The sequence below is a fragment of the Domibacillus robiginosus genome (assembly GCF_000966195.1).
GTDB lineage: Bacteria > Bacillota > Bacilli > Bacillales > Domibacillaceae > Domibacillus > Domibacillus robiginosus.
Genome location: NZ_LAHL01000020.1, coordinates 1 through 15021, shown reverse-complemented (window position 1 = coordinate 15021; position 15021 = coordinate 1). Strand labels below are relative to the sequence as shown.

Below are 15021 nucleotides of genomic sequence, written 5' to 3'. Positions count from 1 at the left end.
GAGCAGTCTGTTTTTTTATATGGAAATCTAGTTGATCTTTTGTTCCTTATAAAAATCACTGGATAATACTATTAAATTTATGTGTTATAATTGCGAAAGCGGTAACACTCTTACTTTTAAAAGAACTTGATGTAGAGTAACATCTCTTTTATCAAACATATTATAAATTCGTAATGGGAGAAGAATATTAATGGAGATTAGTTTTTTATCTGTCTTAGCTTTGGGCTTTGTTCTTGGAATTAAACACGCAATTGAACCTGATCATGTAATCGCAGTATCTACTATTGCGAGTCAGAGTAAGAAATTATCCCGTTCCTCTCTTGCTGGAGTGTTTTGGGGGATAGGTCACACTGCAACATTACTAATTATTGGTTGTATTCTGATTTTAATGAAAGGTGAAATACCAGAAAAATGGGCAATGTCATTAGAATTTTTAGTAGGGATAATGCTTGTTTATCTTGGAATTACAACGATCCTTTCATTCAAAAATATCCATGTACACAAACACCAACATAAAAATATTTCTTATTTTAAATCTATGCTGATTGGTTTAATACATGGTCTAGCTGGAAGCGGGGCCATGGTTCTCTTAACTATGAGTACAGTGAAGACTGTTTGGGAATCGGTTATTTATATTCTTATATTTGGTGCAGGAACGGTTATTGGAATGCTTTTCTTCACTACAATTATTGGAATTCCATTTGTCTTTAGTGCGAAAAAAATCAGCATGAATAAAACACTCACCCAAATTACTGGAGGAATTAGTACAGTATTTGGGATTTACTATATGTATAACTTAGGTATAACAGAAGGACTATTCAAACTTTGGATACAGTAAAATGTAAGGGCTGGCAATATGACGATGTTGATGAGAGGACTATCATTCATGTAATGAAGATGTCCTTCTTTTTTTGCTTAGAATACCAGAACCCACTGCAACGAATAAATGCTGCAGGGCGGCAAGGGTAATATTAAAGCGTTAACAGAAATATTGAAAAAAGACGCCAGCCCCTCCGCTCACCTTCCGCATAATTTTCGGTAACCACTTACTTATACAGGCATCTCGTTACAGGCTCTGTGCACCCTCTATCTACAATATTATCCCAATAAAATTAGAAGCCTCACATAAAGGAAATGGTGTGTATGCAGTCAATAAAACCTTCTTAGAAGAGGGTTTTTATAATATTATTGCACATCATGCCAAAATACAGGTGACTGTTGGTCGATAGAAATACCAACGCCTTGAACAATGTTTTAGGGCATGGGATTTTGAATTATTTCAATCAAACACTGAGAGGTATGAGAAGTCTACAGTTATTGACATAGAAATAAGCCAGTTCTTTTTTGTTAAAAGGAATCTTATTTATGTATTAAGACAAAGTTGAGGTGATGTAATGGGGGCTCCAAAATGGCATGAGAAAAACAGCAATGTGCTCCATTGGCATATGCCAGGAGAAGAAATGCCGATTTCTGCAGCAAAGAAAAAAACAGCGTTTATCCATCCAGCAATTGTAACGGGTATTGTGACTTTAGCGCTTGGTGTCGGTACGGCTTTTGGCGTAATAATGATCAACGCTATTGATATAGAGGAAAAGGCACAAAAACAACAGGCTGTCAGCGGGAATGAAAGATCTGTGCAGGAAAATAAGCCAGCCGATGTAAAAGACGTGACAGTCGCCCTTATTCAAGGAGGTGTTTTCTCAACGGCAGAAGCTGCAGAAAAAGCCAAACCTAAAAATGTTCCGGCGACAGTCGTTCCCGCAGAAGGACAGTTTCTCCTGGTGTTAGGAGCTGCTTCAACAATAGAAGCGGCAAAGGAATTAGCTGAGCCGATTCAGCAAAAAGGAATGGAAGTATATCTAAAAGAATTACCCGCCCCGATGACGAATGATATTAAAAAACAGTTTTTATCGGAGAAAGATCAGCAAAACGCACTTGATCTGTTAAAAACGGCATTTAATTAACCTGCCTAATGCGTATAGCACATTTGCGGTGTAGAGTCGCTTTATAATATAACAAAATAAATACAACGATTAGTTAATAAATAAAGAAGGCTGAGAATCTAGCCTTCTTTATTGTTCTATCAGTTGGAATATTCACCTACATTCGATGCTTTTAATTGCAAGTTTGCACTTTTTTTTGCGGCTTTTGTCGATGCGTTATGTCCTTTAGATTATAGACGTTCAATAGCCGTGCGCTTTATTGGATGAATACAAAGGTCTTCTTTCTTTAGTTTTAGTAACTAAACAGTTTTCCTCTCTTGTCCACGCATTTTCTGCTTGAATTTGAATTACACATATATTGGGGTACATTCTTTGTACCGGCAAGTATACTCGGTTCTAATCCATAACAAATCTTTGTTTTGGTTTGTTTCGTCAAATCATCGCCAATTGCCAACTGAATCGTTTTTTCCATATGAATCAGTTGGCAAAAGCAAGCAGTGACACTAAAAGTCTCAAAAGCATTCTTATTTTTGTAGTGGTTAAGTTCCTTTCAAATTAAAGGTGTATAAGAGGACGGACACGGAAAATAAGCAGATATTATGCAGAAAGATTTGGGGTTTTTTTTGTATAATAAAGATTAATATTAGGCCTCAATTTTATTAAAGCCCAGGTGACAGAGAAATAAGGACTAAAGGATAATAAGTCACTAATTTATTGAGGAGTGACGCTCATTGTATGACAGTATGATCAATCAGTTTTAACACTAGAATAATGAGTATGTGGAGGGACTTTTTCTATTATGCTTTCTGTATATGAAAATGACCTGAATGAAGTATGGCTGTTTTTACAAAAGAATGGAGGGACACACACATCCCATTTAAGCTTTTTAAATGACAAGCTTTTTTATTGGTCACAGCAAAAGCAAGTCTTGATTATCTATCAAAAGACAGGTAATACATTTGTCATATTAGGGGACCCGATCGGAAAAGAAATATTAATTCATGGGGCGATTCAAGATTTTCACCAATATTGCCGGCGGCTTAATATAAAACCAGTTTTTTATCAGGTATCTCTTCGTTACATGACGGCATATCAACAGATGGGATACCGTGCCCTTAAAATAGGTGAAGAAGCAAAAGTTTACCTGCCAGACTTTTCAATGTCAGGAAACAGTCGAAAACGCCTGCGTACCTGCAAAAATAAGTTCGAGCGTGAGGGATATCAATTTTCTGTTTTATTTCCGCCGCATTCTAAAAAACTGCTTGAAGAACTAAAAGATATTTCAAATTCTTGGCTGGGAAAGAGAAAAGAAAAAGGGTTCTCAGTCGGTTTCTTTTATGACGGCTATGTAGCAAAGTTTCCGCTTGCCATCGTGAAAAGCAAGGATGGCGATATCCTTGCTTTTGCAACGCTTGCTTATAATCAGCCAAAAATTGATCGTACTCTTGCGATTGATTTAATGCGTTACCAGCCGGATAAAAGCCCAAATGCAACAATGGATTTCTTATTTATTTCTATATTTAATTGGGCAAAGGATAATGGATATGAATGGTGCAGCATGGGGATGTCGCCATTAGCTAATATGAAAGACCCTGAACAAAGTGGATTTTTTGAAGCTTTGGGACAGATGATTTTTGACAAAGTAAATCACTTTTATAACTTTAAAGGACTGTATCAATACAAAAATAAATTTCAACCCGAATGGGAATCAAGATATCTTGTTTACCAAAGTAATTTTTTGCCAATCCTGTTTTTTCGTATCTTTCGTCTTATTCATAATAATCAAGAAGCTAAAAACCGTAAATTTGTTTTAGTGAGGAAAAGGTTTTGATGCGAAGAATCTGTATAAAAAAGTAAAGGAGTTTAGGAACATTATCACCATACCCTAAAAAAGGAGGCTGTTCATACAGCCTCCTTTTTTTACCTATGTAAAACTTAATTTTTTGAATATTCAATTCTATTACATTTTGTTTTCTAAAATATGCAGAGTTCATCAATTTTTGATAGATAAATTATGTATTGTTACATAAAAATGTTAAATCAGATGATAAACGACAATTTGTAATGTAATCTTAAAACTATTTATGTTTAATTTTGTTATGATTAATTCAGTTGAGAAAAATATAGAAAAAGTGCCAAATAGAGAAAAATTAAGATCGTGGGAGGAAAATGGTGAATCGTTTTAAGAAAGTAATTGTAGTGTTTATGGCAGCGGTAATGTTCTTAACACTTTCCCCGCTGGGTTCTTTTAAAACAGAAGCAGCATCCACTGGGGAATCGATCATTACTTATGGGAAAAAGTTTATGGGTGTACCTTACGTGTGGGGGGGGACTTCTCCGAGTGGGTTTGATTGTTCAGGGTTCACTCAGTATATCTATAAAAATGCAGCAGGTATTTCTATTCCGCGTACAACAGATCAGCAATATAAAATTGGTACAGCAGTAGCTAAGAGTGACTTGAAGCCGGGAGATCTTATTTTTTATAAAAACACGTATAAACAAGGGATTTCTCACGTTGGTGTATATGCCGGCAATAATATGGTATTAAACGCAACGTCAAGCGATGGTATTGATCTTGTATCTATGGACAACCCTTATTGGGGACCAAGATATGCGGGTGCAAAACGCGTGATAAAAGAATCGGCTGCACCGGTGGTTCCAGAGTGGTTTACAGATGTACCGAAAACAGATGCAACATACACAGCGATTAAAACGCTGACAGATAAAGAAGTCATCAACGGATTTGACGATTACACATTCCGCCCGGACTCAAAAGTAACACGCGGACAGGCAGCGGCGATCATGAACCGTGTACTTGACTTGAAGCCAGAAGTTATGAGCCACTTTACAGATGTACCGAAAACATATCGTTTTGCTTATGATATTGCCGCGATTCGTGAAGCCGGTATTATCACTGGATTTGACGATAAGACGTTCCGTCCAGAGGAAGAAATGACACGTAATGAAATGGCCGCTATTATCCAGCGCGCCTTTGACCTGAAAATGACACAAACAGCAGCTGCGAGTGTGAAGTACTCTGATATTCGTGCAGATCATTGGGCTTACGAAGGCATTATAACAATGGCTTCAATTGACAAAACAGGCCTTTTCAAAGGCGATAAGTTTTACGGAACACACCTTGCAACGCGCGAAGCGTTTACGGTTGGCATCTATAATGCTATGAATGCAAAGTAATAAAAAGGAAGCTCCAGTTCAATTGAACCGGAGCTTCCTTTTTATCTGTGCTCTATTTATTCTTCCATTTGCTCTTCAGCAAACAGTGGATAAGAATTTTTAATTAATTCTCTTAAAGTAATGGACAATTCTTCGATATATTGCAAGATCATCTGAAAGTCCAGGTTGTTTTTAGCGTTTATCACTTTTCCTTGAACTGCTTGTTCTAAAGCAATATTTTGAACAGTATCGGTAATTGTTTCTACCGAATCTGTTAACATTTTTCCTATTTGGTCTAAAATAGCATTAAATTGGTCAGCATTTATATTGTTTTTAATTTCATTATGCAAAATAATCTCCTCTTTTCATACGCGGGCTAATTTATTTTATTCTAATTGATTGCAGAAGTTTCATTTACCTGCCGTGGTATAAGCCGAAAATAAAATCTGTCAAATTGCGCAAGGAAATTTAAAAATGCCCTTGCTAACTGCCTGCGCAAGATTTTAAATTATTATGTAAAAATATTTATGTTGTAAATCGAAATCATTCTTATTATAATAACTGTGGAATTTAGCATGTTAAAGGAGAGGAAAAGAAATGAAAAAAAAGCTGGCTGTAATTGCTATTACAACAAGTATCTTTTTAGCAGCTTGTGGTAATAAAGAGTCATCCACTAATGAAAAAGCTGGAGATAATGGGGCAGATACCCTCAAGGTATATACCACTATATATCCATTTCAGTACTTCACTGAGCGAGTAGGAGGAGAATATGTTTCAGTTGAAAATATTGTTCCTCCGGGATCTGATGCCCATACAGTTGAAGTGAAGACAAAAGAAATGATGGAATTAGCTGAGGGGGATGCATTCATATATTCTGGAACAGGCTTGGAACCTTTTGCTGATGCAGTTATAGATGCGGTAGAAAATGAAGAAGTTCAAGTTGTAAAGGTCACAGAAAACGTTGATTTTATCGATGCCAAAGAAGATGCTCATGAAGAAGAAGGAAACGAACAAAGTGACACAGAAGAAGAAAGTGTTGAGGAACATGGCAGCGAACCTGATGTAGACCCTCATGTCTGGTTAGACCCTTCAAGATCCATAATAATGGCTCAAAACATTAAAAATGCACTGGTGCAGATTGACCCAGATAACAAAAAAGCTTTCGAAGAAAATTTCACAGCTTTGAAAAAGGACTTGGAAGCGTTGGATGCTGACTTTAAAGAGATGGCAGAAACTGCGGAAAATGAAACATTCCTCGTATCCCATTCTGCTTACGGATACTGGGATGACGCTTATGGCTTACAACAAATTGCTATAACGGGGTTGTCTCCAACAGATGAGCCTTCTCAATCAGAACTAGTTGAAATCATTGATTTGGTGAACAAAGACGATTTGAAGTATATATACTTCGAACCAAATCTTACAAATAAGATTGCTGAAACGGTTCAAAAGGAAACGGGGACGAAAACACTGACGCTGTATAATCTTGAATCCCTGACAAAAGAGAACATTGAATCAGGTGAAGATTATCTTTCTGTAATGAAAAAAAATATAGAAGCCCTGGACCAAGGTTTTAGTGAGTAGCACCGCTTCAGTAATAAAAAAAGGGACAGCATAAAGTAAAGCAGTAATATATCCTAAATTTTAAACGAAAAATTAGTGCCTACCTGAAAATCAGTTAGGCACTAATTTTTTTTATAAATATATCAGAAATAATGCTACCTCCACAGATTCTTCAAATTTAAGGTCTATAATCTAAATAATCGTTCAAACGTATATGGATTACTGGGTTTTTATACATAAAAACGACTTTCTCAACCTCACGACTCAACTGCATGGGTGGCTGACGGATAGGTTAGTTTAAAACATTTATATTTTACAATCACAGCAACTTAAAAACTAAATACGTTCCTTGAAAGGAACTAAGCGTTGTAAGGAGATGAATTATGTTTACAGGTTTGTATAATTTGATCGTAGTAGCAGGAATAGTAATTTTAACATTATGGAATTCTGCCTTATTTATTACTCAATTTCTTAAGGAATGTAATACGGGCAAGGTAGCTGAAAGAGTTAATGCGTTTATTCAGTTATTTTTAATATATACCAAGCAGGCAGTACTGGCTGGTTTTGGGGTAATGGCTTTAGCTTTTAGTACAGAGGTATTCCAGGAGAATTCAATCGGCACCTGGATCATAACCCTTGCCATACTGGGATTTTCAGGGTCAATGTTTTATTATTTCTATCCCCAATTTGTTGACTTTGATGAGGCTGAAAAAAGAGAAAGTGTCAGCATTCACACAAAAACAAAACATCTTTGATTGAATTTTTAACCTGGGCATTGCCATAGTTATTGCGTCAGACTGCTGATTTTATCGGGTGTTTTCTTGAGATAATATATCAGGGTATGCTGGCTGTAACTTGTGTAATGAGAGGAGATGTCGATGGAACGATGATGAAACAAAATACCTAATTAATAAAAATACCCTCCATGATTATGCAAGTGTGCAAATTCAAAAGGGTATAAGGTGAAAGTTACTCTTAAAAGTGTGGCGGAGATAATTCAGGCTGTCCAATGCACCTACACCTCTGAGTTTTCTGGTTTATCGAAGTGGATTGTGGCAAAGAGCCTATTATATAGAAGGGTAAGCTTTTCATGATAAGGAGGTATTTGACCAATGAAAAAAAAGAAACATTGGATGTTTTTTGGATTCTTAGCTTTAATTTTTATTCTTAGCGCATGTGGAAATTCAGATAATGAGGAAAAGACGTCGGAGAATATGGATAGCATGAGTGAGGAAGAAATGGAGAATATGGATATGGAAGATTCTTCAGGAACCAATACCTCTTCAAATGAAGTTTCAGGCGAAGAAGTAAGTGTTGTCGCTTCTAACTGGAAATGGGAAATGTCTAAAACCGAGTTTAAAGCAGGGGAACCGGTAACTTTTTCAATTAAAGGGGAACAAGGCCTCCATGGTTTTGCGATACAGGGAACAGATATTGATGAGCAGATCCCTGAGGGAGAGACAATAAAAGTGACATGGACACCGGAAAAAGCAGGGGAGTACACCTTAGTCTGCAGCATCGCCTGTGGATCCGGGCATGGGGATATGGTTCAAAAAATTATAGTTAATTAATGATAGACCCTTGTTTTAAAACGTTCTGCCACCGGGGCAGGACGTTTTTTCAATAACATCTCTATTCGGTTACAAGAGGTTTCCTAAATTTTATTTTTTAAATCCTTAAGTAATACTTTTTGTTATCTACTAACACCTACCAGTATTTTTTTAAAATCCACAGATTCTTCACATTATGCTGATACCTTTTAATTACATACTTCTAATGTATTCGCTCGTAAAATAAAAAATGGAACAGGCAGGTGGATTGAATGTGCGGATTTGTTGGCTGGGTAAGTGCGAAACCTTGTGAAATAAGAGAAGAGACAAAACAGAAATTAAAAGAGATGAATAGAGCTATTACACACCGTGGGCCTGATGATGAAGGGTTTTTTATAGATGAATTCGTTCATTTTGGATTTAGAAGATTGAGCATTATAGATATAGAAAGCGGGCATCAACCTCTTTCATACGAAAACGATCGTTACTGGATTGTTTTTAATGGAGAAATTTATAATTATATCGAACTTCGCCAGGAATTAATCATGGATGGGTACGAGTTTACGACCAATTCCGATACAGAGGTCATTATTGCTCTTTACAGTAACTTAAAAGAGCAAGCTTTGGACAAGCTCAGAGGAATGTTCGGGTTTGTCATTTGGGATAAAGTCGAACAAACATTATTTGGAGCCAGGGATCCTTTTGGTATAAAACCTTTCTTTTACTTGGAGCAAGAGGAAAAGACTTATTTTGCATCAGAGAAGAAAAGCATTCTGTTAGCACAGAATGATCCGTTAAACAGCGATTCACTGCAACACTACTTAAGCTTTCAGTATGTTCCTGAACCGGATACACTGACAAGTCGAATTAAAAAACTCTCTCCGGGCCATTACTTCTTGAAAAAACCAGGGCAGGCCATGAAGATTCAATGCTATTGGAAACCCGTTTTTCAGCCTGTACATTTATCTGAATCAAAAATAATTAAAGATATACGCAGTGCTTTGAAGGATTCTGTTCATGTGCATATGCGTAGCGATGTGCCTGTTGGCTCATTTTTGTCGGGCGGGATTGATTCCTCTTTTATTGTTTCCTTGGCAAAGCAGGTAAACCCAAAACTGAAAACATTTTCTGTTGGATTTGAACGAGATGGTTTCAGTGAAGTAGATGTTGCACAGGAAACAGCGGAAGCACTTCAGCTGGAGAACATTAGCTATATTATCTCCCCTGAAGAATTTTTAGAAGAACTCCCTAAAATTATTTGGCATATGGATGATCCATTAGCCGATCCGGCAGCTGTTCCGCTTTATTTTGTCGCACGTGAAGCGAGCAAGCATGTAAAAGTTGTATTATCGGGTGAGGGCGCAGATGAGCTTTTTGGGGGCTACAATATTTATCGGGAACCCGAGTCATTGCGGGTGTTCAACCAAATACCCAACCCAGTGAAAACACTTTTGAAGGTACTCAGCTTTATCTTACCCGACGGGTTTAAAGGAAAAAGCTTCATTCAGCGTGGTACCACACCGCTAGAACAACGCTATATCGGAAATGCAAAGATCTTTGAAGAAAAAGAAAAGAAGATATTGCTTAAAAACTATAAACGAAATATGGGGTATACAAACGTTACCAAGCCTATATACAGCAGTTCAATGGGATATTATGATACGGTGACAAAAATGCAGAATATCGATATTTATACTTGGCTCAGAGGAGATATTTTATTAAAAGCAGATAAAATGACAATGGCCCATTCTCTTGAACTACGTGTGCCTTTTCTGGATAAAAACGTTTTTGAAGTGGCCTCAAAAATTATAACAGATCAAAAAATTGCACACAACACAACAAAATATACGCTTCGAAAGGCTGCGGAAGGCATTGTTCCGGATCACGTAGTGAACAGAAAAAAACTAGGGTTTCCTGTGCCGATCCGTCATTGGCTAAAAGATGAATTATACCCGTGGGCTGTTGCTTTAATACGTACGAGCCAAACAAGTTATGTATTTAATAAAGCTGAAGTCCTCCGGTTATTAGAGGACCATGTGAAAAACAAAAAAGATAACAGCCGTAAGCTTTGGACAATTCTTGTTTTTATGGTTTGGCATCAAGTCTGTATAGAAAACCTTTATGATTTTCATCATTCACATGAAAATGAAGACAAAGCAGCACAAAAAGGGCAAGTCAGTCATTCATAAAAAGGAAATCTATCTATTTAGTGGCTTTTTTCTGAAATCTTTTTTTAGGTATATACAAATGTAGATTAAAGACAAAAAAATTCACGGATATTTCTGGAGGGGTGAGAAGTGGGTCTGGTGTGATGCACATCAGATCTTTTTTTGTTAGTGAAAAGACTTTAAATAGGTTAGGGGTTTTCTTTAATGGAACATATAAAATGCGGATGCGGACATATCAATCCACATGGCACAGTTTTATGTGAGTCATGCGGTAGGGGATTGACAAGGGGGGCTGAAGAGAAAAAGATTTTAGACATGCGCTACGAAGGAAGTGCACGCCGTTCACAAACCTATAATTCAACAATCGTGGATAAAATATGGAATTTCTTTTCGTCTGTTAAAGTGGGAGTTTGGCTTATCTTGATAACATTGATTGTCTCTTCTTTTGGTACAATTTTGCCACAAGAATTTTACATTCCAAATAATGCAGATCCCTCTGTTTATTATGAAAAGACATATGGAATTTTCGGAAAATTCTATTACATAACGGGTTTGTATGATTTATACAATTCTTTCTGGTTTATTTTACTTATCGCTGCTATAGGTGTTTCTTTGGTGATTTGCAGCCTTGACCGGGTCATACCATTGTATAGAGCATTGAAAAATCAACGCGTGGACCGGCACGAATCTTTTTTGAAAAAGCAGCGGTTATTCGCCGAAATGGATAGTGATTCAAAAGAATCAGATATCCAGCTTGTGCGTGAGCGGCTGCGAAAACAGAGGTACAGCATTCGGGAGGAAAATGGTGCACTGCTAGCAGAAAAGGGTCGTTTCTCCCGATGGGGTCCGTACGTAAACCATATAGGGCTTATCATTTTTCTGATCGGTTCCATGCTTCATTCTGTAGAAGGCTTGTATGTCGATGAACTGCTCTGGATCCGGCAGGGTGAAACTCTTCAAATCCCTGGAACGAAGGGCGAATACTATTTGAAGAATGAAAAATTTATACTTGAAAACTATGAAGAAGAAGGCAATGCGGGTGTCTTTGATGAAGCGCTTGAGCGAGTGGGAACCGTCGCAAAAAACTACCAGACAGATGCTATTCTGTATCGAAATGAAAATAATGAATTACCCGGGGCACAACCACAGCTGACGGAATTGGCAAAGGATGATATTCAAGTTAATGAGCCAATGAAATTTGATCAATTTTCCATCTATCAAACAAGTTACCGTCAGGATGAAATGAAGGCAATGTATTTTGCGCTTACGAATAAAGCTACAGGTGAAGAACTTGGAGAGGTGAAAATCGATTTATTTAAACAAGAAAAATCGTATGAACTGGAGAATGGTTATATAGTAGAACTGCTAGGCTATTATCCTGATTTTGAGGGATTTGATAAAGGCGGGGAACCCACCTCCAAATCACCGTTGCCAAACAATCCGGCCTTTTTGTTTAATATGATTTCTCCAGCAAAACCAGACGGTGAGGTGAGCTTTGTACAGATCCAAAATACCATGGAGCCGTTTGGTGAAAACATGTATAAAATGGCGTTTAAAAAACTGGAAACCCGTGATGTATCAGCTTTGACCATACGCAAAGACTTAACAATTCCACTTTTAGGTCTTGGGGGCGTTATCTTTATGATTGGAGTCATTCAGGGTTCTTATTGGAATCACCGGCGTATCTGGATTCGTGAAAAATCCAGCCGCCTTTACGTTGCCGGACATACAAATAAAAATTGGTACGGTTTAAAAAAAGAACTGGATTTAGTTCTAAAAGGAACCTCTATATTGAATCCTGAAGATCAAGTGGAAAAAGAAAAAAAGTGAGCTAAGAGGAGGAAAAGAGAGTGGTACTTGCTGGTTTAAGCAGTAACTTATTATATACAGCTTTTGTTTTGTACCTTTTTGCTACATTCTTTTTCGGAGGGGCCATCCGTGATAAACGGAGCCAGTCAAATGTGAGCGGATGGGCGAAGCTTGGATTCATTTTGACTATTGTTGGGTTTATTACGCATACTGGCTATTTTATCATTCGGTGGATAGCGGGAGGTCATGCACCTGTCAGCAATCTATTTGAGTTTATTGTCTTTTTTAGCATGATGCTTGTTGGCGCCTTTATTTTACTTTACTCCATCTATCGAATCAGTATTCTTGGTTTATTTGCTATGCCAATTGCAATTTTAATTATTGCCTATGCCAGTATGTTTCCAAGGGAGATTTCTCCTTTGATTCCGGCTTTACAGAGTGATTGGCTTCAAATTCACGTTACCACAGCAGCACTTGGGGAGGCCATCCTGTCCATTAGTTTTGTGGCCGGGCTGATTTACCTTATTAAAGCAATTGACCAGACGAAAGCAGGGAAGAAAACATTTTGGCTAGAGTTTATTTTATACAGCCTCATTAGTGTAATTGCCTTTGTTTTAGTCATAACGTCATTTAACGTACTTGGTTACGAAGCGAAGTTTTCATATGTAGACCAAAGCGGGATACAAACAGAAGAAACGTATCGTCTCCCAGCTTTAATTGGTCCTAACCAAGGCCAGCTTTTAACAGAGGAGCAAATGGAACCGATTGTTGATATGCCAGCCGCCATTAATGCCAGAAAGTTAAATACACTCTTATGGTCATTAAGCACGGGAATCCTCCTCTATGGCTTAAGCCGGCTTATCTTTCGAAAACGCCTAGGTGCTGCCCTAAAGCCAGTCGTTCATAATGTCAATTTGGACTTGGTTGACGAAATTAGTTATCGTTCTGTTCTGATTGGATTTCCTGTTTTCACGTTAGGTGCACTCGTTTTTGCGATGATTTGGGCACAAGTAGCCTGGACACGTTTTTGGGGTTGGGATCCGAAAGAAGTGTGGGCCCTTATCACCTTTTTATTTTATGCGGCATTCCTGCACTTGCGTTTGTCAAAAGGGTGGCATGGTGAGAAGTCCGCATGGCTGGCCGTAATCGGCTTTGCGATTATCATGTTTAACTTAGTGGTGGTCAATCTAGTGATCGCAGGCTTACACTCCTATGCTTAATGAATAAAGATCATTTTTAGCCAATACGATTAACTGTATTTCGGTTCAGCATTCCTGATCGTCATTTATGAATTGAAGGGTGAAGAGTGTATGGAGAATCTTACAATTTGGCTCGCATTTGGGGCAGGATTTTTATCTTTTATCTCCCCGTGCTGCTTGCCTTTATACCCGGCATTCCTTTCTTATATTACGGGAGTATCGGTAGACAAAATTCAGCAGGAAAACGTGATGATGCAGCGAAAGGCATTACTTCACACGTTATTTTTTCTGATTGGATTTTCGATCATTTTTATTGCAATCGGCTTTAGTACCTCGCTAGCGGGAGAATTTTTCGCAAATTACCAGGACCTGATCAGGCAGCTTGGAGCTATTTTCATTATTGCTTTTGGCCTTGTCAGTTTGGGGATTTTAAAGCCAGTTTTTATGATGAAAGAGAAAAAATTCACTTTCAAGAATAAGCCGGCAGGATATGCAGGATCAGTGTTAATTGGCTTTGCTTTTGCGGCTGGGTGGACGCCTTGTACCGGTCCTATCTTATTTTCAGTTATCGCGATGGCAGCTACAAACCCGGATTTGGCTATGGTTTATATGGTTGCGTACGTATTAGGCTTCTCTGTTCCTTTTTTCGTCATGTCTTTCTTTATTGGAAAGCTGAAATGGATTAGAAAATATAATGTTCTTCTTTTAAAAATCGGTGGCTTTATTATGATCTTCATGGGCATTATGTTGTTTTTTGATTGGATGACCAAAATCATTTCGTTTCTTACGCCATTATTTGGAGGGTTTACTGGATTCTAACGAATACCTAATAGGAAAGAGGGGGTATATCAATGAATCAATAAAATATTGTGAACCTCTCCACCTAAATCAAAGATTTTGATGGAGCATCCCTTATCTTGAATACAGTACAGCATCAGCGGATTAAGCTTCCTGCGGAAGCCCGAGTGCATGATGAAGACTAATGAACGAAGACAAGGTCTGCGATGTCCTTATTGCCAGCTCAGGAACGTTTGCCTGAAGAGACAACCATTTCGTTTCCGACATGGATTTTTGAAAAGCCCGAATGAAATAACGGGCGCCGATATTATATGAAGCGGATAAATCTGCATGATAAACTTTGCCCGTTGAAAACACGGTAAGGTCTTTTTTCGGGTTTCGTTCCACTTTTCCAGAGCCGTCGAACGCCAGGATGCTGGTGTTTCGCGGATTGATCCGGGATATGCGCATGCCCAGGTAATGTGCCATTTCTTCCACTTTGTTCTGGATGCCTGTTTTTCGCCATCCGTGAAGCTTGAAACGAAGTTTTCTGGCTCCATAGAACCCCTTTGGAATTTTCAGTCTGCCCAGGTATTCGAATACGATAACGTCACAGCCATGCTTTGAAGCAAATTTGATAATTTCATGGCTTGTGTGGCGGACAATATGCTGCTGGTACCCATTGATCTGCCGCCAAAAATGAGGCGCCTGAATACGGCCGCTTATCCGCTGGGCTTTCCGCAATTTGTTTGTTAACGTCTGCAGACGGTCTTTTTCTTTAGGCTGGTTAATAAATGTCCGGCCTAAGACAGTGCCTTTTGCATCGATAACCGAACAA

Annotated in this window: 13 protein-coding genes; 11 read left to right on the top strand and 2 right to left on the bottom strand. The window is 38.1% G+C overall.

Going from position 1 to position 15021, the window contains the following annotated elements; all coding sequences use genetic code 11:
* Positions 1–190 precede the first annotated feature (190 nt).
* From VP97_RS12580 to VP97_RS12565, 4 genes are all read left to right on the top strand, one after another.
* A complete protein-coding gene (locus tag VP97_RS12580; protein WP_050182220.1) occupies positions 191–838 on the top strand; it encodes a sulfite exporter TauE/SafE family protein in 648 nt (215 codons plus the stop codon).
* Between the two features lie 556 nt (positions 839–1394).
* Positions 1395–1964: a hypothetical protein gene (locus tag VP97_RS12575; RefSeq protein WP_050182219.1), complete on the top strand. Its 570-nt coding sequence runs from the start codon at positions 1395–1397 to the stop codon at positions 1962–1964.
* A 778-nt stretch (positions 1965–2742) separates the two neighbouring features.
* Positions 2743–3774, top strand: coding sequence for a phosphatidylglycerol lysyltransferase domain-containing protein (locus VP97_RS12570; protein WP_050182218.1), 1032 nt, complete (start codon positions 2743–2745; stop codon positions 3772–3774).
* A 341-nt stretch (positions 3775–4115) separates the two neighbouring features.
* Positions 4116–5138: a C40 family peptidase gene (locus tag VP97_RS12565; RefSeq protein WP_050182217.1), complete on the top strand. Its 1023-nt coding sequence runs from the start codon at positions 4116–4118 to the stop codon at positions 5136–5138.
* Between the two features lie 56 nt (positions 5139–5194).
* Here VP97_RS12565 and VP97_RS12560 read toward each other — a convergent pair whose 3' ends face one another.
* Positions 5195–5467, bottom strand: a complete 273-nt coding sequence (locus tag VP97_RS12560; RefSeq protein WP_050182216.1) for a hypothetical protein — start codon at positions 5465–5467, stop codon at positions 5195–5197.
* Between the two features lie 247 nt (positions 5468–5714).
* Here VP97_RS12560 and VP97_RS12555 point away from each other — a divergent pair, with 247 nt between their 5' ends.
* The 7 genes from VP97_RS12555 (at position 5715) to VP97_RS12525 (ending at position 14225) form a co-directional block, all read left to right on the top strand.
* Positions 5715–6701 (top strand): metal ABC transporter substrate-binding protein, encoded by a 987-nt coding sequence (locus VP97_RS12555; protein WP_050182215.1) that lies wholly within the window; start codon positions 5715–5717, stop codon positions 6699–6701.
* A gap of 362 nt (positions 6702–7063) precedes the next feature.
* The gene (locus VP97_RS12550; RefSeq protein WP_050182214.1) at positions 7064–7435 is read left to right on the top strand and encodes a hypothetical protein; all 372 of its coding nucleotides are present in this window, start codon (positions 7064–7066) and stop codon (positions 7433–7435) included.
* 357 nt (positions 7436–7792) lie between these two features.
* Positions 7793–8251, top strand: coding sequence for a cupredoxin domain-containing protein (locus VP97_RS12545; protein ID WP_050182213.1), 459 nt, complete (start codon positions 7793–7795; stop codon positions 8249–8251).
* A 251-nt stretch (positions 8252–8502) separates the two neighbouring features.
* Entirely contained in the window at positions 8503–10419 is a 1917-nt protein-coding gene (gene asnB / locus VP97_RS12540; protein ID WP_050182212.1) for an asparagine synthase (glutamine-hydrolyzing), read from the top strand.
* 183 nt (positions 10420–10602) lie between these two features.
* Positions 10603–12228 carry a cytochrome c biogenesis protein ResB gene (resB, locus tag VP97_RS12535; RefSeq protein WP_050182211.1) on the top strand — a complete coding sequence of 542 codons (1626 nt, stop codon included), beginning with the start codon at positions 10603–10605 and terminating at the stop codon, positions 12226–12228.
* Between the two features lie 20 nt (positions 12229–12248).
* Positions 12249–13427, top strand: a complete 1179-nt coding sequence (ccsB, locus tag VP97_RS12530) for a c-type cytochrome biogenesis protein CcsB (protein ID WP_050182210.1) — start codon at positions 12249–12251, stop codon at positions 13425–13427.
* A 90-nt stretch (positions 13428–13517) separates the two neighbouring features.
* The gene (locus VP97_RS12525) at positions 13518–14225 is read left to right on the top strand and encodes a cytochrome c biogenesis CcdA family protein (protein WP_050182209.1); all 708 of its coding nucleotides are present in this window, start codon (positions 13518–13520) and stop codon (positions 14223–14225) included.
* A 123-nt stretch (positions 14226–14348) separates the two neighbouring features.
* Here VP97_RS12525 and VP97_RS24225 read toward each other — a convergent pair.
* Positions 14349–15021, bottom strand: a 673-nt coding sequence (locus tag VP97_RS24225) for a nuclease/transposase family protein (RefSeq protein WP_483782891.1), incomplete at its 5' end; no start/stop codon positions are given.

Bases quoted from the DNA above. Each gene is read 5' to 3' on its own strand.
- VP97_RS12580 (WP_050182220.1), top strand. From the start codon at position 191: ATGGAGATTAGTTTTTTATCTGTCTTAGCTTTGGGCTTTGTTCTTGGA.
- VP97_RS12575 (WP_050182219.1), top strand. From the start codon at position 1,395: ATGGGGGCTCCAAAATGGCATGAGAAAAACAGCAATGTGCTCCATTGG.
- VP97_RS12570 (WP_050182218.1), top strand. From the start codon at position 2,743: ATGCTTTCTGTATATGAAAATGACCTGAATGAAGTATGGCTGTTTTTA.
- VP97_RS12555 (WP_050182215.1), top strand. From the start codon at position 5,715: ATGAAAAAAAAGCTGGCTGTAATTGCTATTACAACAAGTATCTTTTTA.
- VP97_RS12550 (WP_050182214.1), top strand. From the start codon at position 7,064: ATGTTTACAGGTTTGTATAATTTGATCGTAGTAGCAGGAATAGTAATT.
- VP97_RS12545 (WP_050182213.1), top strand. From the start codon at position 7,793: ATGAAAAAAAAGAAACATTGGATGTTTTTTGGATTCTTAGCTTTAATT.
- asnB (WP_050182212.1), top strand. From the start codon at position 8,503: ATGTGCGGATTTGTTGGCTGGGTAAGTGCGAAACCTTGTGAAATAAGA.
- resB (WP_050182211.1), top strand. From the start codon at position 10,603: ATGGAACATATAAAATGCGGATGCGGACATATCAATCCACATGGCACA.
- VP97_RS12525 (WP_050182209.1), top strand. From the start codon at position 13,518: ATGGAGAATCTTACAATTTGGCTCGCATTTGGGGCAGGATTTTTATCT.